Here is a 24,576-nt window from a genome sequence, read left to right on the forward strand (position 1 = left end):
CGGTGCCGGCCACCCCGCAGGTTAGGCGCCGGTCTCGTAGTGCGGTTCGGCCACGGGTTTGGACTCGGGGGAGCCCTTCTCGCGCAGGTAGACCGAGGCGCCCACAAGGACCGCCACCGCCAGGAACTCGCTTTGCCAGTTCTGGAATGACTGGAACCAAAACTGGCTCGTCGCCAGAAAGCCCAGCACGGTTACCGTGGGCTGGCCGTGGCTCTGCTGCTCACTGTTGTAGGCATCAGCACCGCCCACCGCGTGCAGGATGAAGGACGCCACGAACAACAGCAGGAACATGATCGAGAGCGAGTGTTCGTAGAGCTTGAGCACCAAGCCGCCGCGCCGGAGGGGCCACGGGGTGGATGGCTTGAGCTTGGCTTCCCTGGGGTCCTCGTCCTGCGGGGCGGGGCTGCCCATGGGCTTGGACTCGGAAGACCCCTTCTGGAACAGGAAGACGGTCAGGATGACGTACATGCCCATCTGCAGGAATTCCGACTCCCAGTTTTCGAACGTCGCCTCCACAAAGTCCCCGGTACCGAGGTACTGCAGGATGCTCACCGCCGGTTCACCATGGGCCAGTTGGTCCTCGCTGTAGCTGGCCGCCCCGCTGAGAATCATGCCGCCGAAGAACACGACGAAGAGTCCGATATTGGCCAGCAGCAGGCCGTGGTTCTTGACCCACCTGCCCATGGTTCCTCCCGTTCCTCCCGTGCCTGCCGTGTGCCGCTGATGTGAAATGCCTGTCATAGTGACTCCTCTTCGCGGCCCTGCCGCTGTAGCCATGCGGGAACAACGATCAACAGCAGGACCAAAACGGTGAGCAGCCCGACGCCGGCTACCACGCCCGCCGTCCGGCCTACGGTGACGTCGAAGATCAGGGACGTGGTACCCACGCTCAGGAGCGCGACGCCGGCCAATGAAACTTTGGCGATGACGTCGGCGCTGGCCACGAGCGTGGCCTTCAACCCTTGCCGGAACAGCCGGCGGTGCACGCTCACGGGCAGCAGGATGGTGGCCGTGGTAAGGGCAGCCAAGACAACGTTGGCGAGGTACAGGCGGGTCTGGTAGTCGTCGAGCGTCTGGAAGCGCACCTGGAACGGCAGGGTCAGGAGGAAACCGGCGAGGAGCTGGACCCCGGTCTGGAGAACCCGGAGCTCCTGCAGCAGTTCGGCCCAGTTGCGGTCCATCCGTTCAAGACGCGATTCGTCCCTGCCGTCATCTTTCGGCGCCGTTGGGCCTGTCATTGGTGCTCCTCCGCGCAATCCTGAAACCAAACCGTGCACCTGCCGCAACGTGCGGCCTACCCTCAACCTAGGCTTGAGAGTTGCTAAAAGACAAGTCGGTAGTAAGCCTGCTGACGATTTTTGAGGTTAGGGTAGAAACTGATTACTTCGCTGGGATGTTTCATCGGCCACGGTTGCACCGTCCGATGAGCTTCCCTGGAAACCGAACGTGGTTAGGTGGACTATGAGTGACGACGCAAGCAGCACGGCAGCCAGCGCCTCCAGCGGCGGCAAGCAGCAGGACCAGCCCAAGCAGCAGGACCAGCCGCGCGATCCCCGCGCTGGCTACCATGCGGGCCCGTTCCCGGAACAGGTCCAGAAACAGCCCGGCCTCACCGCACCCATGGAGCCCAAACCGGACCATGGCGAGGAAAGCTACCGCGGCAGCGGCGCCCTGAGCGGCAAAGCCGCCCTGATCACCGGCGGTGACTCCGGAATCGGCAGGGCAGTGGCGATCGCCTTCGCCCGCGAGGGAGCCGACATCGCGATCTCCTACCTGCCGGAGGAAGAGGAAGACGCACAGGAGACCGCCGAGTGGGTCCGGAAGGCCGGCCGCAAGGCCCTGCTGCTCCCCGGCGATGGCCGCAGCGAGGACTTCGCGGCGCACATCGTCGAGGCGACGCTGGCCGAAATCGGGGGCCTCGATGTCCTGGTGCTGAATGCGGCCTACCAGAAGAACCGTGACAGCCTGGAAACGCTGTCCACCGAAGAGTTCGACCGCGTCTTCAAAACCAATCTGTACTCCCTGCTCTGGACCGCCCGGGCCGCCGTCCCGCAACTGAAGGCCGGCGCCTCCATCATCACCACAGCCTCGATCCAGGCCTTCAACCCGTCCCCGGGGCTCATCGACTACGCCATGACCAAGGCGGCCCAAGTGGCTTTCACCAAGGCGCTGGCCCAGGAGCTTGGACCCAAGGGAATCAGGGTCAACGCCGTGGCACCGGGTCCCATCTGGACGCCGCTGATTCCGGCCACCGAATGGCCGGAGAAACTGCCCTCCTTCGGCCAGGACACGCCGCTGCAGCGGGCTGGCCAACCGGCGGAGCTCGCGGCCGCCTACGTGCTTCTCGCCTCGGACCACGGTTCCTACATTTCCGGAGCAGTGCTTCCGGTCACCGGCGGCAAAGGTCTCTGAGTCCGCATTCATCCGTCCAGTCCAGCTAGTCCCTTTTCCAGCACCAGGAGGAATGACATGACTGAAAACCAGCAGGATCCCAAGAGCGTCACCGAAGAAGCGGGCGGCTACGGCACGCCGACCGCCGAGCAGGAGATGCCCGACGGCGATGCAAGGAACTTCGCCCAGCCCCGCGAGGAGGAGGCCTTCGACGCCGCCGGGCTGAACCAGGACAGCCCCGACGGCGAAACGTATCCGGCCGGGGCGCCGGACCTGAGCCAGTTCGGTGCCGAAGACCATGACAGTGCAGGAGAACCCGGAGCAGGACGCTTCGGAGGAACGGAGGAACAAATGAGTTCAGAAAACGCCAGCGCAACCCCCGGCTTCGACCCCGATGCCCAGGAGGATGCCGAGGCCGCAGTGCCGTCGTCGGAGGCGGAGATGGACGAGGCCAACACGGAAAAGCCCGACGCCGGACGCCCCTTCTCCTCCGAGCCAGGGCAGGACGCGGCGGGCCTGCCGGACGGCTCCGGCACGGACCTGCCGGAGAGCAAGTCGCCGAAGGACCGCGACGATGACAAGGACTCCTTCGACGCCGGCTAGTCCCGGCGCCGTCGCCCCCGCGGCTGCGGGAGCTGCCGCCCCAAGGCGGGGCCCTGACAGCGAAGGAGGCCGGACTCTGCCTGTGGGCGGAGTCCGGCCTCCTTCGTCTGCGGGAAGTTGCCGCGCAAGCGGTGCTTCTTAGCGGTGTCCTTTTAGCGCTGTTATTTAGCGGCGCTTCTTGGGGGCGCGCTTGACGGCTGCCTTGACCGCGGCCGTCGAGGCCGCAGCCGGCGAGGGATCTTCGGTTTCCGGCTCCGCCACCGTCCCCCGGACCTTCGCGATCGCCTTCATTCCGTGGTAGATCACCAGGGCCGCGGCCGAGCCCAGCGCGATCCCGGTGAACTTCAGGTCGCCGATGGTCCAGGTGTAGTCGGCAATCCCGACAATCAGGGCGACGGCGGCCGTGGTCAGGTTGATCGAGTTGGAGAAGTTCACCTTGTTCTGGACCCAGATCTTCACGCCCAGCACACCGATCATGCCGTAGAGCATCGTGGCCGCGCCGCCCAGGACGCCGGCGGGGACGGTGGCGATGAGTTCGCCGAACTTCGGCGAGAAGCTCAGGATCACCGCGAAGACGCCGGCCACCCAGTACGCCGCCGTCGAATAGACCTTGGTGGCAGCCATGACGCCGATGTTTTCGGCGTACGTGGTGGTCCCGGAACCGCCGCCAAGCCCGGCAAGGACAGTGGCGGCGCCGTCGGCCAGCAACGCGCGGCCGGACACGCCGTCGAGGTTCTGCCCTGTCATGGCTGACACGGACTTCACATGGCCGATGTTCTCTGCCACGAGCACCAGCACCACGGGCACGAAGAGGCCCACGACGCCGAGGTGGAACTCGGGGGTCTGGAAATGCGGCAGGCCGACCCACGCGGCACCCTCCATCTTGGAGAAGTCCACCTCGCCCCGGATCATCGCAACCAAGTAGCCCACCAGAACCCCCACCAGGATGCTCAGCCGGCCCAGCATGCCGCGGAACAGCACGCTGACCACGATGATGACGGCCAAGGTGATGAAGGCCGTGACGGGGGCCAGGTCGAAGTTGGCCTTCGCCGCGGGCGCCAGGTTCAGGCCGATCAAAGCCACGATCGCACCGGTCACAATCGGCGGCATGACCCGGTTGATCCAGCCGGCGCCGAACTTCTGCACCACGGCGCCGACGACGGCGAGGGTCGCGCCGGCCAACACCACTCCACCGAGCGCCCCGGGAATACCGAACTGCTGCTGGGAAGCCATGATCGGCGCGATGAAAGCGAAGCTCGAACCGAGGTAGCTCGGCACGCGTCCCTTCGTGATGACCAGGAACAGCAGGGTGCCGATGCCGGAGAAGAACAGGGTGGTGGCTGGCGGCATGCCTGTGATAATCGGGACCAGGAAGGTGGCACCGAACATGGCAACAACGTGCTGCATCCCGATCCCTACCGTCAAGGGCCAGGTGAGCCGCTCATCAGGCCTGACGACCTCACCGGGGCGGACGGACTTGCCGTTGCCGTGGAGCTTCCATTTGGTGCCGAGCATGCTCATGCCGGGGCCTTTCAGAGAATGTGGGCGGAGGGGGAAGGAATCTTCCGGAGCAACTTTACCGCGCGGGGTATTGCCGGCCGTCCCCTCGTGCGATTGGCTTCCGGCCATTGCCCTCCCGGCTGGCGGCGCGGTGTGCCGCACGTCATAGGACGCAGTGGGAAGCAGACGCGGGCTGTTGAAGTTGCAACTATGGACACCAGGAGAAGCCGGCCACACGAGAGTGCGCCGCCACAGCGAAAGGGATGCCCATGACAATCGCCCACGATGAAGCAGTAATCGAGGCAGCTGCCGTCGACGCCATCTTTGCCGAAGCCCGCACCGCCAACGTTTTCACCGGCGACGTTACTGACGAGCAGGCCCGCGCCATCTACGAACTGACCAAGTTCGGCCCCACCGCCTTCAACTCCCAGCCGCTGCGCGTCACCTACGTGCGCTCCGACGAAGCCCGGGCCACGCTCGTGGACGCACTTTCCGCCGGCAACCGCGCCAAGACAGCTTCGGCACCGCTGGTCGCGGTCCTGAGCTACGACACCGCCTGGCAGGAACAGTGGGATACGTTCCTTCCCGGCTATAACGCCCCGAAGGCCATGTACGACGCCGCGCCGGACCTTGCCGCGGCCACGGGCAACAACAACGCTCACCTGCAGGCCGGCTACTTTATCCTTGCGGTCCGCTCACTCGGCCTCGCGGCCGGCCCTATGACCGGTGCCGACTTCGCCAAAATCGACACCGCTTTCTTCCCCGAGGGAAGCCAGAAGAGCTTCCTGGTGGTCAACATCGGCCAGCCCGGAGAAGACGCCTGGGGCGCCGCCAAGCCGAAATTCGCCTACGAGGACGTCGTCCGTACCGTCTAGTTGCCTTGGCGCCGTTCTCCGGCGCTGTCCACCCGCGGAGGTGCCTCCGGCGCTGTCCACCCGCGGAGGTGCCTCCGGCGCTGTCCACCCGCGGAGGTGCCTCCGGCACCATGGGGGACAGGCCGGAGGCACGCGGGACGTGATTCTGCGGTTCAGCGCAAGGCCCACATCCAAGGCCACTTCCCATTTTAGTCCGTGCCTTCGCCGCCGGCACTGCCTGTTTGCGGCAGCCCCCCCGTTTCGCGGACGCCGCGGCGTGGCACACTTTTCTCATGCGGAACCTGATCGCGGTGGCCTTCGTGGAACCGGTCGTCGAGGGGCTCGAGTTTCCCCGAGATGACTGGCCGCTGCACCTCACCCTAATTAAATTCGACGTCGCTAAGTCGGACGTCGCCAAGTTCGCCGTCGCCGAACCCCGCCACAAAGCCGGCACGGAACGCGAACCAGGCGCGCCACCGGCGTCGGGTGATCCGCTTGCCGAACAGATCGCCATCCTCATGGCCGGGCCGGTGGCCGATGCCCTGGGCAGCCGGCTCAGCGTGGCCGGCGAAGCCGGGTTCGGGCGCGCGGGGTCGATCCCGGTCAACCTGATTGAATCCAGCGAACAGCTGCAGATCCTCCACAACGAGCTGGTCCGGATCGTGGAGCAGTTGCCAGGCAGGATCTCCACACCCGCCTACACACTGGAAGGGTACCGGCCGCACGTCTCGCACCACGGCGACAAACGGCTCCGGCAGGGCGAGACCTTCGCGCTGGACCGGGTAGCGCTGGTGGACATGGCGCCCGACGGCGGGCACGCCACCCGCCGGATCCTGAAGTTGTGGACCGAAGACCCGGTGTAAGCCGGAAGGGCTCATAGAAGGGCCTGCACGTCATATCCGGGACTCCGGCGGTCGCTTCCTCGGGCCGGGTGCCATACTTGGGTCAGCTTCGACGGTTTATTCCACGGTTTATTCGACGGAGTGACGTATTTCGGGCAAATCACGGCGGACCGGGGGGGACCACTAAATGATGCTTGACACCGCGACGCTGCGGGTGGCTTTGGCGCTGGTCGATCTCACACTGCTCATGCTCTTCTACTTCATCACCTTCCGGCGCACCCGGTCCCCGTACAGCGGCTGGTGGTGCACGGCCCTCTCGCTGTTCCTGGCCGGCAACGCCGCGTATCTGATGGACGGCACGGTGCACCAGGTCTGGGCCAACCCTGCCGGCAGCGTCCTGCTGGTGGCCGGTGCGGCCAGCATCTGGGCCGGCGGACGATCGCTGCGGGCGCCCTCACCCCGTCCCTGGTTCCTCGCGGCCGGCCCTGCTGCCACCGCCGTCGCCTCAGTTCTTGACCACCCGGCCACCAACGTCTGGGCGGGAGGCCCGGTGTACCTGGGATTCATGGGCCTGCTGATCGGCATGGGAGCCAGGGAGCTGTTCTTGCTCGACCGCGACTACTCCCGCGTCCACCGTCCCCTCGCCGTGGGCGCCGGAATCCTGGCCGTTTTCTACCTGGGCCGCCTGTTCGCCTATCTGATTAAGGGACCGGACGGTGCGGTATTCACGTCAGTTTTCGGCTCTGTCCCCATGACAGTCTTATCGATGGTCACGCTCGTGGTGGCGTCCTTCACCATGGCCGAACTCAGCTACGAACAACAGACCCGGGACCTGCGGGCACGCGCCACTGTGGACGGACTCACGGGCCTGCTCAACCGCTCTGCGTTCCTGGATCTCGCGGAAAACGAACTGCGCCGCCTGCGCCGGACCGGGACCACGGCGGCGCTCATCCTGGCGGACCTGGACCACTTCAAGACGATCAACGACCAGTTCGGCCATTCGGCCGGTGACTCCGCCCTGCAGGCATTTGCCAGGGCATGCTCCGGTACCGTGCGCTCCACCGACCTCGTGGGCCGCTACGGGGGCGAGGAATTCATCCTTCTTCTGCCTGGCGTCACGCCGGACAGGGCGCAGGAAATCACGGCCGACATTAGCGCCCGGCTCCATCGAACCGGCTCGGCAATCATTCCCCGGCTGCCCACCGTGAGCTACGGCATCGCGTGCACCGGCTCCGGAACGGGCGGCCTCGACGCTGCGGTGGCTTCGGCCGACGCGGCCCTCTACCAGGCAAAGACGCTTGGCAGGGACCGCGCCGAGTTGGCCACCGGCAACGGACCTACGAAATAACCCCGTCCACCAGCGCTTTCGCCTCGGCCTGGACCTGCTTGAGGTGCTCGGCGCCCTTGAAGGACTCGGCGTAGATCTTGTAGACGTCCTCCGTACCGGAGGGTCGGGCCGCGAACCAGGCGTTTTCGGTGACAACCTTGAGGCCGCCAATCGCAGCGCCGTTGCCCGGCGCCTCGGTCAGCTTGGCCGTGATCGTCTCGCCGGCCAGCTCGGTCGCGGTGACGTCCGACGGCGACAGCTTGCCGAGGGCGGCCTTCTGCTCCCGGGTGGCCGCGGCGTCGATCCGGGCGTAGACGGGGTCACCGAACTGCTCGGTGAGGCCCTTGTACAGCTGTGACGGTGACTTGCCCGTCACCGCAGTGATCTCCGAGGCCAGCAGGGCGAGCAGGATGCCGTCCTTGTCGGTGGTCCAGACGCTCCCGTCCATCTTGTTAAAGGACGCACCCGCGGATTCCTCGCCGCCGAACGCGCCTTCTCCGGACAGCAGCCCGGGGACGAACCACTTGAAGCCCACGGGCACCTCCACGAGCTTGCGGCCCAGGCTTTCAGCCACGCGGTCGATGATCGAGGAAGAGACCAGGGTTTTGCCGATCACAGACTGCGGGTTCCAGCCGGTCCGGTGCCGGTACAGGTAATCGATCGCGACGGCGAGGTAGTGGTTCGGGTTCATCAGGCCGCCGTCAGGAGTGACGATTCCGTGGCGGTCGGCGTCCGCGTCGTTGCCGGTGGCGACGTCGAACTTGGCGCCGTCGGACATGCGGTTAATCAGGGAGGCCATCGCCGACGGCGAGGAGCAATCCATCCGGATCTTCTCGTCCCAGTCGAGGGTCATGAAGGCCCACTGCGGGTCTACGGTCGGGTTCACGACCGTGAGGTCCAGGTGGTGGCGCTCACCGATCTCGCCCCAGTAGTCCACCGACGCGCCGCCCATGGGGTCGGCGCCAATCCGGACGCCGGCCTCGCGGATCGCATTCAGGTCCAGGACCGAGGGAAGGTCGTCCACGTAGCTGCTGAGGAAATCGAATTTGCCGGTGGTCCCGGCGGCGAGGGCGTCGGCCACCGGGATCCGCTTGACGCCGCGCAGCCCGTTTTCGAGGAGCTCGTTGGCGCGGTTGGCGATCCAGCCGGTGGCGTCGGTGTCCGCGGGGCCGCCGTGCGGGGGGTTGTACTTGAATCCGCCGTCACCCGGCGGGTTGTGGCTCGGGGTCACCACGATCCCGTCGGCCTGCGGCGCGCCCGGAGCGGCGTTCCGGTTGTGCGTCAGGATGGCGTGGCTCAGGGCGGGGGTGGGCGTGTAGCCGTGGCGGGCGTCGATGAGGACGTGCACGCCGTTGGCCGCCAGCACCTCAAGGGCGGAGTTTTGTGCGGGCTCGCTCAGGCCATGGGTGTCCTTCGCCATGTAGAGGGGGCCGGTGATGCCCTGGCCCGCCCGGTATTCCACGATCGCCTGCGTGATAGCGAGGATGTGGGGTTCGTTGAAGGACGCCTTCAGGCTCGATCCCCGGTGCCCGGAGGTGCCGAAGGCCACCCGCTGGCCCGGGTCCGAGAGGTCCGGCGAAACGTCGTAGTACGCATCCAAAAGCGCAGTGAGGTCAACAAGGTCTTGGGGTTGGGCAACAGTGCCCGCGCGGCTAGCCATGGCACCAGCATGCCAGACGAGGGCGGAGCGCAACACGGTTTCGCGTCAAACCCGTTCCTATGACGAAAGAAAACGCGCCGAACGGCCCGGTCGCAAGCCAACCCTGCGGCGGTACGCTGGATCCAGAGACTTCGTGAGGGGACAGGCCATGACTGAACAGCCAAAACAAGGCAAAGACGAGACTCCGGAGGGTTACCAGCCCACCCTGCGACTCCCGGACAACCAACCGGACGTTCCGCCAGAGCAGGCGCCGCCAGCCGGCCAGGACCAAGGACAATCGGCGACGCAGCAGTTCGCGCAGCCTGAGTCGCCCCAGCAGCCCCACGCGGGCCAGCAGGGGCCTGGCCAGACGGCACCAGACCATGGCCAGTTCTCAAGCCCGTACCCGCCGATCTACGGCGAAAACGATCGGACGCCATACTCGCCGGGCCAGCAGGCATACGGCCAGCAGGCGTACGGCCAGCCGGCGTCGCCGTACGGCCAACCGTCGCCGTACGCTCAGCCGGGCAGCCCCAACGCCTACGGCCAGCCCGCGTACTACGGCGCGCCGGCGGCGCCCAAGAGCCTGAGCATCGCCAGCATGTGCTGCGGCATCGCCGCGCTGGTGGGATTCGGATTCTTCCTGCTCCCGCAGCTGGCCGCCGTCATCCTGGGACACCTGGCCCTGCGGCGCGAACCCGCAGGCCGGGGCATGGCGATCGCAGGCCTCGTGATGGGGTACGTGGGCATCGCCGTCACCATCCTGGTTCTGGTCATATTCGGGCTGGTCATCGGAACCGCCGCCCGCAACAACGGATACGGCGTCTAGCCTTGCCCTGCTGAGGGCTGAGGGCTGAGGGCCGCGCCGGCTCAGCGTGTCAGCGCGGCCACAAGGGGTCCGGCATTGGCCTCAAACCAAGCGCGCCGGCGGTTGATGTGGCCGCCCACGCCGTCCTGCCACATCCGGGCCCAGCCGCCGCCCAGAGCCGCGGCGTTGTGCCGCATCCGCTCGTAGCTGAGCGCGGCGGCGTCGGTCCCGGCGCCGGGCACCCGGCGTCGTTCATCCTCGGTCCAGCCGTAGGCGTCGGCGAAGACGCGCAGCCGGTGGAACGGGTCCAGGTGTGCCCAGCCCGGCCAGGCGTCTGAGGGGTCGCGGAGCGGCACCCAGTGCATGGCGGTATTGAGCGAATCGTGGAATGCCGTGGCGGGTCCGGCGAGATCGAAATCCACCAGACCCGCGGCCAGGCCGTCCCGGACCACGACGTTCTGCGGTGTGATGTCCAGATGGCAAATAAGCCCGGCGGCGTCGGTGGGGTTGGGCCTGACCGGCCGCGGCGGGAACGGGTGGGCCTGCGGCACGAAGCCCGCCGACGCGGTGTGCAGCCGCCGGACCAGGCGGGCCACGGAGACCAACAGGTCCTCGGACTGTGCCCAGGCTTCGGGGCGGGCCCCTGCGCATTGTCCCGGCACGAAGGTCAGGACATCCCGGCCCTGTACGTCGCGGCCAAGGAACCGCGGGGAGCCCTCAAAGCCGGCGTCGACCAGCCAGTCGAGGTATTCGCCCACAGCAAATGATTGCGGCTGGTGCGGGCGGCGGATGGTTCCGCCAACCCGCACCACACCGTGGGTGACATCGCCTGCCGGCATATGTTCGACGTCGGACGCCTCGCCGGGGGCGGGGGTGTAGACGCGCGAAGCAACCGGGACGCGATGTGCGGGATTCATCGGGTCAGCGTACGCCGCCCATGAGCTTCTTGATCGCCGGCGAGGCGACCGCCAGGCCCACAGCCAGCAGCATCGCGGTTCCGCCGATGCCGATGAAGTAGGGCAGCTCGTCCTGCGGGTTGTACAGGCCGGACAGGATGCCGGCCAGGGTGGTGCCCAGCGACACGGAGAGGAAGAACAGTGCCACCATCTGTGTGTGGAAGGCCTTGGGCGCCAGTTTGGTGGTCACAGACAGGCCGATGGGGGAGAGGAACAGCTCTGCGAGGGTGAACAGAAGCAGGATTCCAACCAGAGCCAGCAGCGGTGTCTTGCCGCCGCCGGCCAGCGGGATGAAGGCCAGGAAAGCAAGGCCCATCACGAAGAGGCCGATCGAGAACTTCAGGGCCGAACCGGGCTGCTTGCGGCCCAGCCGGGTCCACAGGGCGGCCATGATGCCGGCAAAGATGATGATGAACACCGGGTTAATGGACTGGACCCAGGCGGCCGGCATTTCCCAGCCGAAGAGGTTCCGGTCCAGCTTCTCCTCCGAGTACACGGCAATGAAGGTGAACTGCTGCTGGAACAGGGCCCAGAACGCGGCAGAGGCGATGTACAGCGGGATGAACGCCGCCACCCGTCCGCGCTCGGTGGGGGTGACCTTCTTGCTGCTGAAAATCAGGGCGAAGTACAGCACCGACGCGCCGATTGCGGCGTAGGCCATGGACATGGCCAGGTTTTCGGGGTTCACGGTGCCGGTCACGAGCAGGACGGCGATGATCACGGCGATGCCGGCGAAGACGAGGCCGTAGCGGGTGCGCTGGGCGGCTGGGAGCGGGTTCGGTACCCGGTGTGCTTCTTCGGGCAGCTTCTTGCGGCCCAGCGAGTAGATGACCAGGCCAATGGCCATGCCGACTGCGGCGGCGCCGAAGCCCCAGTGGAAGCCCTGGCTTTCCTGCAGCCAGCCGGTGACCAGCGGGCCGATCAGTGCACCGGCGTTGATGCCCATGTAGAAGATGGAGAACCCGGCGTCGCGGCGTTCGTCCTTCTCGCCGTACAGGCTGCCGACGAGGGCGGTGGCGTTGGCCTTCAGGCCGCCGGAGCCGACGCCCACCAGCACGAGTCCGGCGATCAGGCCGGGTATGCCGGGCACGAGTGCCAGCCCGACGTGGCCGGCCATGATCAGGACGGCCGCGCCGAACAGCACCCGCTCGGACCCGAAGAGCCGGTCCGCGAGCCAGGCGCCGAGGATGGTGGAGAGGTAGACGCCGCCACCGTAGGCGCCGACGAGGCCGGCCGCCAAGGCTTGCGGAATCTCAAGGCCACCCTGGGCGGCCGTGAAGTACATGTAGTAGAGGAGGATCCCCTGCATTCCGTAGAAGGAGAAGCGCTCCCACATTTCCACGGAGAAAAGGCTGGCCAGCATCTTTGGGTGGCCAAAAAACGAGGTGTCGCCCGGCGCTTTAGTGGGGGGACGTAACGAGGGATCGCCCGGCGTTATAGCGGGGGGATTGGATAAATGAGTTGTGCTCATTTACTTAATGGTGACATTGTGACGCGCGATTGTCACATTCGGGCACGCCCGAGGCAAGCAACCCGGATAGTGTTTTGCCTCTCTTTCGCCTCTCTTTCGGCGGATTCCGCGGGTCGTGTTGGGCGGGGCGGCCGTGTCCTAGGCGTTCCCCCGGGCATCGCCGCCGACGCCGCCGATCGGGTCGCCGGCGGCTCCTAGACGGTCTCGCCGGCGTCGAACATGATGATCTGCCGGATGGCGTGGCCGTCTGCCAGCTGGTCCATGGCCCGGTTGATGTCGGCCAGGGCGATGCGGTCCGAGATCAGCTCCTCGACGGGCAGCTTCCCGTCCCGCCACAACTGGGCGTATTTCGGGATGTCCCGCGACGGAACGGCGGAGCCGAGGTAGCTGCCCACGATCGTCCTGGCTTCGGCCGTAATGGTGAGCGGCGCCAGCTGGACGCGGGCCTCGGGGGAGGGCAGCCCGGCGGTGACTGTGGTGCCGCCGGGGGAGGTGGCGGCAAACGCGGTCTCGAAGGCGCGCGGATTCCCGGCACATTCGATCACGAACCTGGCCTTGACTCCGGCGTCGAGGACCTGCTGCGGGGTGTACGTTTCGTGCGCGCCGAGGCGGCGGGCGTGTTCGAGTTTCTGATCCAGCGTGTCCACGGCGATGATCCGCGAGATTCCTTGCGAGACGGCTGTGATGAGCGCCGCCATGCCCACCCCGCCGAGGCCGACGACCATGAGGCTGTCCTGCGGGCGGGGCCGGGCCGCGTTCAGCACCGCGCCGCCGCCGGTCAGCACGGCGCAGCCCAGAACCGCCGCAATGTCTGCGGGGATGTCGTCGTCTACCGGGACCGCGGAAGCGCGGTCCACCACGGCGTGGGTGGCGAAGCCTGAGACGCCCAGATGGTGGTGGACGCGCTCGCCGTCGCGGCTCAGGTGCCTGGATCCGTGCAGCAGGGTTCCGTCGTTGTTGCTCTGCGAGCCTGCCGTGCAGGGCAGCCGGCCGTCCTCGGCGCAGTTCGCGCAGCTCTCGCACCGGGGCAGGAAGGACATGACCACGCGCTGTCCGGGCTCCAGGTCCGTGACGCCGGACCCGACCTCCACAATCCGGCCCGCCGCTTCGTGGCCCAGCAGCATGGGGACCGGCCGGACCCGGTTGCCGTCGACGACGCTCAGGTCCGAGTGGCAGATTCCGGCGGCCTCCATCCGGACGAGGATCTCGGTGGGGCCGGGAGCCGCGAGTTCCAGCTCGGAGATGCTGATGGGCCTGGATTCCGCGAAGGGGCGCGGGCGGCCGATTTCCTCAAGTACTGCACCGGTGATCTTCAATGATCCTCTTTCGCGACCTGGTCGGGTTTGAGTGAACGATAGCCGCCGGTGCAGCCAGCGTCCATTTGGGGCGCCCGACGGCGGCCGCGCTCACGCCGGGCGGAGTGACCGGGCGGTTGGGTTTTCTGGGCCCAGACCGGGGGACATGCTCATTCTTGGCGCCCGCGGGTGGACATCATGGCATTACGTCCAGCGGCCGTGGCAGCGGGTGGGCATGTCCCGAGCGAGCGCTGGCCATGTCCTGGGTGCGGTGTGAGAAATGGGCATGCCCCCGGTGAGCACCGGACATCTCCCGTGCTTGGCCTGCGCTCCGAGCATGTGCCGTGCCGTGAGTGAGGCATGGGCATGTCCCCCGGGTGAGCGGCGGATCCCTGGCTAGAATCCCAGCTGGGCGGCCACCTGCAGCAGCAAACCTTCGGAGCCCATTGGCCCGATCAGCTGGATACCCATCGGCAGGCCCGAACCGGGGGCGCCGCCGGTCCAGTGCACCGGGATACTGATGGCCGGCAGCCCGCAGACGTTCACCATGGACGACCACGGCGCGTATTCGCACTGTTTGCGGTAATCGTCGTCGGCGTCGCCCGCCCACTCTGCGGCCGGCCAGTAGCCCCCGCCGTGGGTCGCGCCCGTGAACCAGCCCACGGGGCGGGGCGTTTGCGCCAGGGCCGGCGTCAGTATGAGGTCCCATTGGGCGTACTGGGCGATCGTGTCCTGCTGGAACTGCCGGAGGAATCCGACGGATTCGTTCAGGTTGGCCGCGCTGCGCTGCTGCGCTCGCTTGCGGAAAGTCCTGGTCAGTGGGGTGAGGAGCGCCTCGCGCTGGGGTGAGATTCGGGCGCTGCCAATCCCGGCGGTCCAGGCTGTGGTGAAGGCGTCCGGGTAGCGGTTGTCGTAGCGAATCGCGGCCGCCGAGGTCTCGTGGGCCGCCGCCTCAAGTCGCGCGACGCCGTCGGCCAGTGCGTCGAGCGCCTCCCGGTCCGGGATGAACGGGAACGTCGATTCCCAGGGGCTGTCGAGGCTTATCCCGATCCGCAGCCGACGCGGCTCCCTGGCGGTCAGTTCGAGATAGCTGGCGTGCGCCCCGCCGGCCGATGCCGGACCGTCCGCACTTACGTGATCCGCACCGCGAGGGGCCGCGCCGGGTATCAAGGCATCGAGCAGCAGGGCGGCATCGGCGGCGGAGCGGGCGAGCGGTCCGGCAACCACGAGCTGGGCGGGATCGCCGGTGCTTTCCCCGGCCGGCACGAGGCCCCGGCCGGGCTTCAGCCCGACCAGCCCGCACGCCGCGGCCGGGATCCGTACGGAGCCGCCGCCGTCGGACCCGGGGGCGAACGGCACCATTCCCGCCGCCACGGCGGCAGCGCTGCCGCCAGAGGAGCCGCCAGAACTGCGGCTGAGTGCATGCGGATTACGCGACGGCGGAGCGACCCGGTTCTCGCTGTAGGCCGTCAGGCCGAACTCCGGGACCTGCGTCTTGCCCAGCGAGATGACCCCAGCAGTCTTGAGCGCGACGGGGAGCGCACCGTCGGCCACCGCCGGTTTGCGCTCCAGGGCGGCACTCCCATGCGTGGTGACCACCCCTGCCACATCCGTCAGGTCCTTGAAGGCGACCGGTATCCCATGCAGCGCGGGCAAGGCGCCGCCGTTTCGGCTCCGGAGGGCGTGGAGCTGGTCCGCTGCCGCCGCGTCCTTCCGTGCCTGTTCCGCGGTGACCGTGATGAAGGCCCCGAGGTGCGGGTTTTGGGCTTCGATTCGGTCCAGGAAGTGATCGGTGGCCTGCCTGGCGGACAGCTCCCCGGACCTGAGCGCATCGCGGAGCTGGACTGCGGAGAGTTCGTGGATCTCAGCCAAGGAGGCAGGGCTCCAGCCGTACCCTGGGCTGCGGGACGTGCATCCCCGGGGGACATGCCCATTCTTGGGTCCCGCGGAAGGACACAATGGCATCATGCCCAGCGCTCGCGGCCGGGGGAGGGCATGCCCCGTGGCGGGGGCCGCGGACGGGCCGAACCGCGGGGTGCTCGGCGGGGTATTCGGCAGCCATGAGGCCTCCTTTGGGTCCCCAGAAGCGTAACCTGCCGCCCGTGTGGGCGTGCTTGAAGCGGCGGGGGATACGCTGGGATCGGAGCTTGAATTCTGCGGAAAGGGTGAACATGAGCGACTTCCAGACCGTTAGCGTGTCTGGCATCCCCGATGGTGCCAAGATCGTGGACGTCCGCGAGGACTATGAATGGGTTGCGGGCCACGCCGAGGGCGCCCTGCACATACCCATGGACCAGCTGCCGGCCCGGATCGAGGAGCTTGACCCGGACGAGGACCTCTATGTCATTTGCCGCACCGGCGGCCGTTCCTTCCGGGCCACGCAGTGGCTCGTCGGAATGGGATATTCCGCGGTGAATGTTGCGGGTGGCATGGACCAGTGGGTCGAGACCGGCATGCCGCTGGTGTCGGACAACGGCCTCAAACCGGTCGTTTTGTAGCTGAAGAAGGAAGAACCGATGCCCGCACCAACCGTCACCTACACATTCCTCGGACCCGAGGGCACCTTCACCGAGGCTGCCCTGATGCAGGTCCCGGACGCCGCGGAGGCCATCCGCATCCCGTCCTCGAATGTGAATACGGCTCTGGACAAGGTGCGGGACGGTTCCGCCTACGCGGCCATGGTGCCGATCGAAAACTCGGTCGAGGGCGGTGTCACGGCCACTCTGGACGCCATCGCCACCGGCCAGGAACTCAGGATCCTCCGGGAGGCCCTGGTGCCCATCAGCTTCGTGCTTGTCGCCCGGCCCGGCGTGGCCATCGGGGACATCCGGCGCGTCTCCACTCACGGTCATGCCTGGGCCCAGTGCCGACTCTGGGTGGACGTCAATATTCCCAATGTGGAATATATCCCCGGGTCATCGACTGCCGCTGCCGCCATGGGCCTTTTGGACGGCGACGGCGCCCACTACGACGCCGCGATCTGCGCCCCAATAGTGGCCGCGGAGCAACCCGGCCTGAAGGTGTTGGCCGAAAACATCGGTGACAACCCCGGTGCGGTCACCCGGTTCGTGCTCGTGGGCCGACCGGGCGAACTGCCGGCCCCCACCGGCGCGGACAAGACCACCGTGGTGGTACCGCTGCCCGAGGACCGTCCGGGTGCGCTGATGGAGATCCTGGACCAGTTCGCCACCCGCGGCGTGAACCTGAGCCGGATCGAATCCCGGCCGACCGGGCAGTACCTGGGCCACTACTTTTTCAGCATTGATGCCGACGGCCACGTGGCCGACGCCCGGGTTGCCGATGCGCTCGCGGGCCTGCACCGGATCAGCCCGGCCACCCGCTTTCTCGGTTCCTACCAGCGCGCTGACGGCCACCAGACCAAAGTTGCGCCGCACACCTCTGACCAGGCATTCCGCGCGGCGCATGCGTGGGTGAAAGACATACTGGGCGGCGCATCTGCTGTGGCGGAATATACCCCTGGGGCTTCGCCCAGAGCGTAGGCAAATGCCATATGGCGCTATTCCGCCCCCTCCCAACTGTGCGTATGCTTGCCTGATCCATATTGGGGAAATCCCCTACGGGAGGAGCGGGTCATGTCAGGCACCAGCACAGAAAATGACGGCCAGGGAATGATCGTCAATCCCAAGCCGACTGCTGAGAACCAGGACTGGGACGGCGACGACGCCGACCGCGCGGACCGCCTGCGCTTCGAAGAGGAACAGGCAATGATCCGGGAGCAGTCCGAAGCCCGGGCCGCCAAGGCCGCGGCAGAGGCAAAAAAGGCGGCAGAGGCGAAGAAGGCCGCCAGCGCCTAGCCCCCGCTCCCGACGCCGCCGGCCTGGCCGCCTTCGATGCCCTTGACCCGGACCAGCAGGGATCCCGGGGCCACATCCACGATGACCTTCGTGGCCTCGCCGGAAGGATCGCCGTCGACCTGGGTGGGCATAGGTTCGGGGCAGCGGATGGTGATCTTGCCGGAGCGGTAATACGTCATGACCGGCAGGTCCTTCTTGTGCTTCAGCACGATCTTGGTGGACATGGCCAGCCAGCCGATTGCACTGCGCGGGCTCATCACCACGATGTCCAGCATCCCGTCATCGATCATGGCCTGCGGAATGAAGTCGATTCCCCCGGGGATCAGGCCGCAATTCGCGAACAAAACGCTGCGGATCTTCCGGGCCTGCTCGGGCTGGTCATCCAGCGCTATCGAGACCTTCTTGCGGCGCCCCGCAAGGTGCCGGACCCAGGCTTCCGTATACGCCAGCCAGCCCACGGCCTTCTTTAGGCCGTCAATGGTGTCAGTGACCACCTCCGCGTCCATGCCCATGCCCGCGATCACAGTGAACGTGTGCTGCGCGGATTCCCCGGTGCGCGAATTCTCCAGGGTGAGCCGCGCCGTATCGATGAACCGCTGGTGCCCGAACAAGGAAGCCTGCACGTTGCCGGGGAGGTCGTTCACCTCCAGATGCACATTGCGGGCCAGGAGGTTCCCTGTGCCTAGCGGGATCAGGCCCATCGCGGTGTCCGTCCCGGCGAGGACCTCGGCCACCACGCGCACGGTACCGTCGCCGCCGCCGGCCAGGACGACGTCGGCCCCGTAGTCCAGCGCCGCACGCGCCTGCGAGAAGCCCGGGTCCTCCGCGGTGGTTTCAAAGACGCGCGGCGCCGGCCAGCCCGCCTCCGCGCACGCGGCTTCAATCAGGCCCCGGGCCTCGGCTGACCTCGCCTTGATCGGGTTCAGGACCACGGCAACCTTCTGGCGGCCTGCCCCAGGGCTGTGGGTTTCCTCCCACACGGCAGGGCGGGTGTGCTTGGCCTTCAGCCGGCGCACCCCCCACCAACTGGAGGCGGCAAAAACCAGAACCCCAGCGATGACGAGGTAGAGCAGCCAGTCGCGCATTGTGATCCAACAGTATCCCGCCAGCGCCCCCGACCTGCTTGCCTGGCGACGGTGGCCGGATTGGATACTCTTGTCTGGTGATCGACGTAAAAGACCTCAGCGAAAATCCGGACAAGTTCCGTGCCAGCCAGCGCGCCCGCGGCGCCGACGAATCCGTGGTGGACGCGATCATCGCCGCGGACGCCGCCAGGCGCGCGGCGCTGATCCGGTTCGAGAACCTCCGGGCCGAACAGAATGTCTACGGCAAGAAAGTCGCCCAGGCCAAGGGCGAGGAAAAGCAGGCCCTCCTCGCCGAACTGAAGGTTCTGGCAGCCTCAGTCAAGAGCGCATCGGCCGAGGCAGACATCGCCCAGACGGCCCAGGAGGAACTGCTCCGCGCCATCCCCAACCTGATCGAGGACGGCGTCCCGGCCGGCGGCGAGGACGACTACATTGTTCTCAAGTCGGTGGGCACGCCGCGCGAATTCCCGGACTTCGAGCCGAAGGACCACCTGGAGATCGGTGAGCTGATCGGAGCCATCGATATGGAACGCGGCGCGAAAGTTTCCGGTTCCCGCTTCTACTTCCTGCGCGGCGTCGGCGCCCGGCTGGAAATGGCGCTGCTCCAGATGGCGATGGATCAGGCGATCGAGGCCGGGTTCGTCCCCATGATCACGCCCACCCTGGTCCGCCCGGAAACCATGCAGGGCACCGGCTTCGACGTCAAGCACGACGCCGAAATCTACCGTCTCGCCGAAGATGACCTGTACTTGGTGGGCACCTCGGAAGTCGCCCTCGCCGGGTACCACGCCGACGAGATCCTGGACCTTTCGGGTGGCCCCGTCCGCTACGCGGGCCAGAGCTCGTGCTACCGCCGAGAGGCAGGTTCGCACGGCAAGGACACCCGCGGCATCATCCGCGTCCACCAGTTCAACAAGGTAGAGATGTTCATCTACACCACGGTCGAGGAGGCGGCCGCCGAGCACGCCCGCCTCCTGGCCTGGGAAGAGGAGATGCTGGCCAAGTGCGAGCTCCCGTACCGCGTCATTGACACCGCCGCCGGGGATCTGGGCAATTCGGCGGCCCGAAAGTTCGACTGTGAGGCCTGGGTCCCCACCCAGGGCGCATACCGTGAGCTGACCTCGACCTCGAACTGCACCACGTTCCAGGCGCGCCGTCTGAACATCCGGGAACGGGTTGTCAACGAGGACGGTGCGCCCAAGGGCACGCGGGCCGTGGCCACGCTCAACGGCACCCTGGCCACCACCCGCTGGATCGTCGCGATCCTGGAACACCACCAGAACCCCGACGGCTCCGTCAACGTCCCCGCGGCACTCCAGAAGTACCTCGGCGGCATGACGGTCTTCCCCGTTCTTTAAATGCCTGTTCGCTAACCACCAGCAGGCCTCCGGCGGCCGCCGGGTAAACATTCACACTGGGGACAAGGTGTGGGTGTTTACCGCAAGTTCACGCCCTGCTGTGGCGTGTGTCCTAGCGGCTGTCGGGGGTGTCTGCTCTACTTGTGAGATGACAACCATGACTGAATCCTCAGTCGCCGGCAACGATGACCGGCGCAGGACACACCAGAACACGACAGACAGCAAGACGACAGAGAACAACGCGGCAGACCGGAACACGGCAGACCGGAACACGGCAGCCCAGAACATGGCAGCCCCGATCAAATCAGCCTCGATCAAATCAGGCAGGAACAGAAGCGTCCGGAACGGCGCCGGCGACAAAATGCTGATCGCCCTGGACGTCGATGGCACCCTCGTGGACCACGACGGGCACATGTCGGTTCCTGTCCGCGAGGCCGCCCAGGCCGTCGTGGCCGCCGGCCACCACGTCATGATCGCCACCGGCCGCTCCCTCAACGCCACGTTGCCCGTCATCGAACACATCGGGATCGACAACGGCTACGCCGTGTGCTCCAACGGCGGGGTGATCCTGCGTGTCGACTCCGGGCTGCCGGACGGCTACGAAATCCTCCACAAGGCCACGTTTGACCCAGGTCCCGTGCTCCGCGCCCTGCGCAAACGGCTGCCCACGGCCAAGTACGCGCTCGAGGACGAGGACGGCAACTTCCTGTCCACCGAACGCTTCCAGGACGCCAGCTTCGGCGTCGAAGCGGTCGGCGTCGACTTCCAGACCATGCTTGAGGCAACCGCCGTGCGCGTGGTGGTCTTCAGCTCAGAGAACACCCCCGAAGAGTTCAACACCGCGATCCGCCACATCGGGCTCGCGGGCGTGACGTATTCGGTGGGCTGGACGGCGTGGCTGGACATTGCCGCCGCCGGTGTCACAAAGGCCAGCGCCTTGGAGCAGCTCCGGGACCGGCTCGGCATTGACGCCAACCGCACTGTCGCCGTCGGGGATGGCCGCAACGACATCGAGATGCTGGCCTGGGCACGTCGCGGCGTGGCCATGGGCCAGGCCCCCGTTGAAGTGATTGCCGCCGCGGACGAAGTGACGAAATCGGTCTACGACGACGGCGCCGCGCACGTGCTTCGCAGCCTGCTCTAGGCGCCGCGGGGACGGGTGGTTCCAAGGCGGGACCGGGCGGGCCGGGCCGGCTAGCGGACGTCCAGGATGAGGCTCAGGAGCCGCGCCGCAGCGGGCCGGGCCGCGTGCTCCTCGTTCCACTGGGAGCGGGCCACGGCTTTGCTCACGGCCTGCGTGGTGATCCCGAGTTCCTCGGCCACTGCCTTCTGCTGGCCCCGCACCCCCGGAGTGAGCAGATCCAGCACCCGCCATTCCGCGTAGCTCCGGTCGTGCACAATGTGGCCCAGGAGGCGCAGGACGGCCTCGGCCTCCGCCGCAATATCGGCCTGCGGTCCCTCGACGGCCACCCGAACACGGTCCTTGCCGTTCCGCAGTCGATCCACAGCGCGCCGGGCATAGATCAGCCCGTGTCCGGAGGCGTCCTTGATCTGGTTCGGCAGGGGTTCGTTGACCGGCCCCACGCCAATGCCCACGTACCAGCTGCCACTGCGCAGGGCGATCATGGCCGCTTCCACCGCCTGATGCGGACAGTCCAGGATCCCTTGGACCTCGTCCTCGACGGATCGGTCGAAATCGAGGCGCGCCGGAATGTGCCGCAGGTCCTTGAGGAGCTGCGGCACGCGGTCGCCGTCGCGCCGGCTGTCGGTTTGATTGATGGTCAGCGTGAACATTCTGGATGACACACTACCTGCTGGCACTTGGGGGGCAAGTAGCCGGCGACGCCGGTGGACCGGAGTTGTGTCCCGTCCGCCGGACGTGTTGCGATGGACGAAATATGCCGAGGCAGGGCCAAGCCAAGCGAGGATCCCCAGTGAGCAGTGACATGAGCAGCGACCTGAGCAATGACATGAGCAGTGACGTGAATGAAACCACCCGCACTCGGACGCCGGCCGACGCGCCGGCCGCCGGTGCGCTCCTGGACAGTGCGGGCCTGGCCGGCCCGATTCTGGACAACGCGGCCCTGGACAACGCGGCCTTGGACCTGGTGGACCGCTGGTGGCGCGCGGCGAACTATGTCTCTGTGGGGCAAATCTACCTCCGGTCCAATCCGCTGCTGCGTGAACCCCTCAGTGCGGAACACACAAAGTCCCGGCTCCTTGGCCACTGGGGGACCACTCCAGGTCTGAATTTTGTCTATGCCCACCTGAACCGGGCCATCCGCCGGGACAACCAGCAGATGCTGTTCGTCGCAGGCCCCGGCCATGGCGGCCCTGCAGTGGTCGCCAACGCCTGGCTGGAGGGCACCTATTCGGAGATTTACGGCCACGTCGGCGACGACGAAGCCGGCCTGGCCGAGCTGTTCCGGCAGTTCTCCTACCCGGGCGGCATCCCAAGCCACGCCGCCCCTGAGACCCCCGGCTCGATCAGCGAAGGCGGCGAACTCGGCTACTCCCTCGCACACGCGTACGGGTCCGTCTTCGACAACCCGGAGCTGATCACCGCCGTCGTCATCGGTGACGGCGAGGCCGAGACCGGGCCGCTGGCCGCCAGCTGGCATTCACACAACTTCCTGGACCCGGCTGCCGACGGCGCCGTGCTGCCCATCCTGCACCTCAATGGCTACAAGATCGCCAACCCCACGATTTTGGCCCGCATGCCCGAAGCCCAGCTGGAACAGCTGCTGCGCGGCTACGGGCACGTCCCCCATTTCGTCACGGTGGCCGACCCCGCGGACACCGCCGCTGCGCACCGGGATTTCGCGGCTGCACTGGACACCTGCCTGGCCCAGATCCGGACCATCCAGCAGCACCACCGCAACGGCGGGACGGCGCAGGACGTCACCCCACAGGACAACGCCCCGCAGTGGCCGATGATCGTGCTGCGTTCGCCCAAGGGCTGGACCGGGCCCAAGAAAGTGGACGGGAAGCAGGTGGAGGGAACCTGGCGCAGCCACCAGGTCCCGCTGGACGAGGTCCGCACGAACCCCGAGCACCTGAGCCAGCTGCAGAAGTGGCTCGAGTCCTACCGGCCCGAGGAGCTCTTCGACGGCCGCGGGCGCCTGGTGCCGGAGACGGCCAGGAACGCCCCTGCCGGTCCGCTGCGGATGAGCGCCACCCCTCATGCCAACGGCGGGCTCCTGCTGCGGCCGCTCACCCTGCCGGACTACCGCCGGCACGCCGTCGACGTCGCCGAACCCGGCGTCGAACGGATCAGTCCCATGAAGACGCTCGGACCGTGGATGCGGGACGTTATTGCCCTGAACCCGGACACGTTCCGGCTCTTCGGCCCCGACGAGACCGCGTCGAACCGGCTGCAGGACGTCTACGAGGCCACCGACAAGGTCTGGCAGTACAGGATTGATCCGCTGGACGAGCACATTGCCCGGGCAGGGCGGGTGATGGAGGTCCTCAGTGAACACCTCTGCCAGGGCTGGCTGGAGGGGTACCTGCTGACCGGCCGGCACGGGGTGTTCAACTGCTATGAGGCGTTCATCCACATTGTCGACTCGATGTTCAACCAGCACGCCAAATGGCTCAAGGTCCACCGGCAGTTGCCGTGGCGCCAGCCGGTGGCCTCCCTGAACTACCTGCTGTCCTCCCATGTGTGGCAACAGGACCACAACGGTTTTTCACACCAGGACCCTGGCTTCATCGACCACGCCGTCAACAAGAAGGCCGAGATCATCCGGGTCTACCTGCCGCCGGACGCCAACACCCTGCTGGCCGTGATGGAGCACTGCCTGGACTCCCGCGACTACGTCAACATTGTGGTCAGCGGAAAGCAGCCCTCGCCAACCTGGCTCGGTCCGGACGAAGCCTCACACCATTGCCGCCGAGGCCTGGGCATCTGGGAGTTCGCCGGCTCCGAGGTCAGCGGTGAGGAACCCGACGTCGTCCTGGCGTGTGCCGGCGATGTCCCCACGGTCGAAACCGTTGCCGCCGCCGAGCTCCTGAAGCAGGGGGCGCCCGGGCTGAAAGTGCGGGTGGTCAATGTAGTGGACCTCATGCGTCTCCAGGACGCCAGCGAACACCCGCACGGGCTGACGTCCCGGGACTTCGACGGCATTTTCACGGCGGACAAACCGGTAATCTTCGCCTACCACGGCTATCCCGCGCTGATCCACCGGCTCACGTACCGGCGCACCAACCGGGAGGGCCTGCATGTGCGCGGCTACAAGGAGGAAGGCACCACCACCACCCCCTTCGACATGGCCATGCTGAACGGGATCGACCGGTTCCAGCTGGCAATTGATGCGATCGACCGGGTCCCCGGGCTCTCCGAGAAGCACTCGCTGCTGCGCCAGTCCCTGCAAGACAGCCGCATGCGCGCCCGGGACCACACCCGGGAGCACGGCGAGGACCCGGCCGAGATCCGCGACTGGTCGCTGTGAATGGAGTAGCCCCAACGGCCTGGCCGGGCACAGCTGATATGTAGGAGTTCTTTGTCAAGAGGGCAAGGGTGAGCGGTCCAAGGCTGGTTTGTCTTGGACCGCTCTTTTGTGTCCGTTCCCTGGCCTGATCTGGATGGCTGGCGCGTCGTGAACGACGGCGCTGTCAGACTGATATGCG

The 24,576-nt window shown here is 67.0% G+C and carries 22 protein-coding genes; 12 read left to right on the forward strand and 10 right to left on the reverse strand.

The genetic code is table 11. From position 1 onward, the window contains the following. Nucleotides 1–21: 21 nt before the first annotated feature. Entirely contained in the window at nt 22–741 is a 720-nt protein-coding gene (locus AC1DEM_RS19990) for a DUF6766 family protein (RefSeq protein ID WP_476886032.1), read from the reverse strand. Continuing rightward, nucleotides 738–1,238 (reverse strand): DUF6328 family protein, encoded by a 501-nt coding sequence (locus tag AC1DEM_RS19995; protein WP_476886033.1) that lies wholly within the window; start codon nt 1,236–1,238, stop codon nt 738–740. The genes AC1DEM_RS19990 and AC1DEM_RS19995 overlap by 4 nt, the downstream gene beginning before the upstream one ends. 223 nt (nt 1,239–1,461) lie before the next feature. Between AC1DEM_RS19995 and AC1DEM_RS20000 the strand changes: the two genes are divergently transcribed. After that, on the forward strand, nt 1,462–2,412 hold the full coding sequence (locus AC1DEM_RS20000; protein ID WP_476886034.1) for an SDR family oxidoreductase: 951 nt from the start codon (nt 1,462–1,464) through the stop codon (nt 2,410–2,412). Nucleotides 2,413–2,469: 57 nt separating this feature from the next. Continuing rightward, nucleotides 2,470–2,994, forward strand: coding sequence for a hypothetical protein (locus AC1DEM_RS20005; RefSeq protein ID WP_476886035.1), 525 nt, complete (start codon nt 2,470–2,472; stop codon nt 2,992–2,994). A 165-nt stretch (nt 2,995–3,159) separates the two neighbouring features. Here AC1DEM_RS20005 and AC1DEM_RS20010 read toward each other — a convergent pair whose 3' ends face one another. Beyond that, nucleotides 3,160–4,515, reverse strand: coding sequence for a uracil-xanthine permease family protein (locus AC1DEM_RS20010; protein WP_476886036.1), 1,356 nt, complete (start codon nt 4,513–4,515; stop codon nt 3,160–3,162). A 248-nt stretch (nt 4,516–4,763) separates the two neighbouring features. On the opposite strand from AC1DEM_RS20010, the gene AC1DEM_RS20015 reads away from it, so the two are divergent. The 3 genes from AC1DEM_RS20015 to AC1DEM_RS20025 all read left to right on the forward strand — a co-directional run bounded on the left by AC1DEM_RS20015 (nt 4,764) and on the right by AC1DEM_RS20025 (nt 7,538). Next, entirely contained in the window at nt 4,764–5,369 is a 606-nt protein-coding gene (locus AC1DEM_RS20015; protein ID WP_476886037.1) for a malonic semialdehyde reductase, read from the forward strand. Nucleotides 5,370–5,641: 272 nt separating this feature from the next. Further along, on the forward strand, nt 5,642–6,211 hold the full coding sequence (locus AC1DEM_RS20020) for a hypothetical protein (protein ID WP_476886038.1): 570 nt from the start codon (nt 5,642–5,644) through the stop codon (nt 6,209–6,211). A gap of 166 nt (nt 6,212–6,377) precedes the next feature. Further along, nucleotides 6,378–7,538, forward strand: a complete 1,161-nt coding sequence (locus AC1DEM_RS20025; RefSeq protein ID WP_476886039.1) for a GGDEF domain-containing protein — start codon at nt 6,378–6,380, stop codon at nt 7,536–7,538. Here AC1DEM_RS20025 and pgm read toward each other — a convergent pair. Continuing rightward, a complete protein-coding gene (gene pgm / locus AC1DEM_RS20030; RefSeq protein ID WP_476886040.1) occupies nt 7,528–9,177 on the reverse strand; it encodes a phosphoglucomutase (alpha-D-glucose-1,6-bisphosphate-dependent) in 1,650 nt (549 codons plus the stop codon). The genes AC1DEM_RS20025 and pgm overlap by 11 nt on opposite strands. Nucleotides 9,178–9,325: 148 nt before the next feature. Between pgm and AC1DEM_RS20035 the strand changes: the two genes are divergently transcribed. Next, nucleotides 9,326–9,985: a DUF4190 domain-containing protein gene (locus AC1DEM_RS20035; RefSeq protein ID WP_476886041.1), complete on the forward strand. Its 660-nt coding sequence runs from the start codon at nt 9,326–9,328 to the stop codon at nt 9,983–9,985. 41 nt (nt 9,986–10,026) lie between these two features. Here the strand turns inward: AC1DEM_RS20035 and AC1DEM_RS20040 are convergent, their stop codons facing one another. The 4 genes from AC1DEM_RS20040 to AC1DEM_RS20055 form a co-directional block, all read right to left on the reverse strand. Continuing rightward, nucleotides 10,027–10,881: a phosphotransferase gene (locus tag AC1DEM_RS20040; RefSeq protein WP_476886042.1), complete on the reverse strand. Its 855-nt coding sequence runs from the start codon at nt 10,879–10,881 to the stop codon at nt 10,027–10,029. 4 nt (nt 10,882–10,885) lie between these two features. Beyond that, a complete protein-coding gene (locus AC1DEM_RS20045; protein ID WP_476886043.1) occupies nt 10,886–12,391 on the reverse strand; it encodes a peptide MFS transporter in 1,506 nt (501 codons plus the stop codon). Between the two features lie 194 nt (nt 12,392–12,585). Beyond that, nucleotides 12,586–13,707, reverse strand: a complete 1,122-nt coding sequence (locus AC1DEM_RS20050; RefSeq protein ID WP_476886044.1) for an alcohol dehydrogenase catalytic domain-containing protein — start codon at nt 13,705–13,707, stop codon at nt 12,586–12,588. 375 nt (nt 13,708–14,082) lie between these two features. Next, entirely contained in the window at nt 14,083–15,558 is a 1,476-nt protein-coding gene (locus AC1DEM_RS20055) for an amidase (protein WP_476886045.1), read from the reverse strand. Between the two features lie 299 nt (nt 15,559–15,857). Here AC1DEM_RS20055 and AC1DEM_RS20060 point away from each other — a divergent pair, with 299 nt between their 5' ends. The 3 genes from AC1DEM_RS20060 to AC1DEM_RS20070 all read left to right on the forward strand — a co-directional run bounded on the left by AC1DEM_RS20060 (nt 15,858) and on the right by AC1DEM_RS20070 (nt 17,501). Next, a complete protein-coding gene (locus tag AC1DEM_RS20060) occupies nt 15,858–16,184 on the forward strand; it encodes a rhodanese-like domain-containing protein (RefSeq protein ID WP_277525260.1) in 327 nt (108 codons plus the stop codon). An 18-nt stretch (nt 16,185–16,202) separates the two neighbouring features. After that, a complete protein-coding gene (pheA, locus tag AC1DEM_RS20065) occupies nt 16,203–17,186 on the forward strand; it encodes a prephenate dehydratase (protein WP_476886046.1) in 984 nt (327 codons plus the stop codon). Nucleotides 17,187–17,279: 93 nt separating this feature from the next. Next, a complete protein-coding gene (locus tag AC1DEM_RS20070; RefSeq protein ID WP_018774949.1) occupies nt 17,280–17,501 on the forward strand; it encodes a hypothetical protein in 222 nt (73 codons plus the stop codon). On the opposite strand, the gene AC1DEM_RS20075 is transcribed toward AC1DEM_RS20070, so the two are convergent. Next, nucleotides 17,498–18,586 carry a diacylglycerol/lipid kinase family protein gene (locus AC1DEM_RS20075; RefSeq protein WP_476886047.1) on the reverse strand — a complete coding sequence of 363 codons (1,089 nt, stop codon included), beginning with the start codon at nt 18,584–18,586 and terminating at the stop codon, nt 17,498–17,500. The two genes, AC1DEM_RS20070 and AC1DEM_RS20075, sit on opposite strands and share 4 nt — an antisense overlap. 77 nt (nt 18,587–18,663) lie before the next feature. Here AC1DEM_RS20075 and serS point away from each other — a divergent pair, with 77 nt between their 5' ends. Both serS and AC1DEM_RS20085 read left to right on the forward strand, forming a co-directional pair. Beyond that, on the forward strand, nt 18,664–19,944 hold the full coding sequence (gene serS / locus AC1DEM_RS20080) for a serine--tRNA ligase (protein WP_476886048.1): 1,281 nt from the start codon (nt 18,664–18,666) through the stop codon (nt 19,942–19,944). Between the two features lie 157 nt (nt 19,945–20,101). Further along, nucleotides 20,102–21,088 carry an HAD family hydrolase gene (locus AC1DEM_RS20085; protein ID WP_476886049.1) on the forward strand — a complete coding sequence of 329 codons (987 nt, stop codon included), beginning with the start codon at nt 20,102–20,104 and terminating at the stop codon, nt 21,086–21,088. Nucleotides 21,089–21,138: 50 nt separating this feature from the next. On the opposite strand, the gene AC1DEM_RS20090 is transcribed toward AC1DEM_RS20085, so the two are convergent. Next, on the reverse strand, nt 21,139–21,738 hold the full coding sequence (locus AC1DEM_RS20090; protein WP_476886050.1) for a hypothetical protein: 600 nt from the start codon (nt 21,736–21,738) through the stop codon (nt 21,139–21,141). 176 nt (nt 21,739–21,914) lie between these two features. Between AC1DEM_RS20090 and AC1DEM_RS20095 the strand changes: the two genes are divergently transcribed. Next, on the forward strand, nt 21,915–24,398 hold the full coding sequence (locus AC1DEM_RS20095; RefSeq protein WP_476886051.1) for a phosphoketolase family protein: 2,484 nt from the start codon (nt 21,915–21,917) through the stop codon (nt 24,396–24,398). Nucleotides 24,399–24,576: the final 178 nt, after the last annotated feature.

Source organism: Arthrobacter sp. 05T420 (assembly GCF_056396305.1).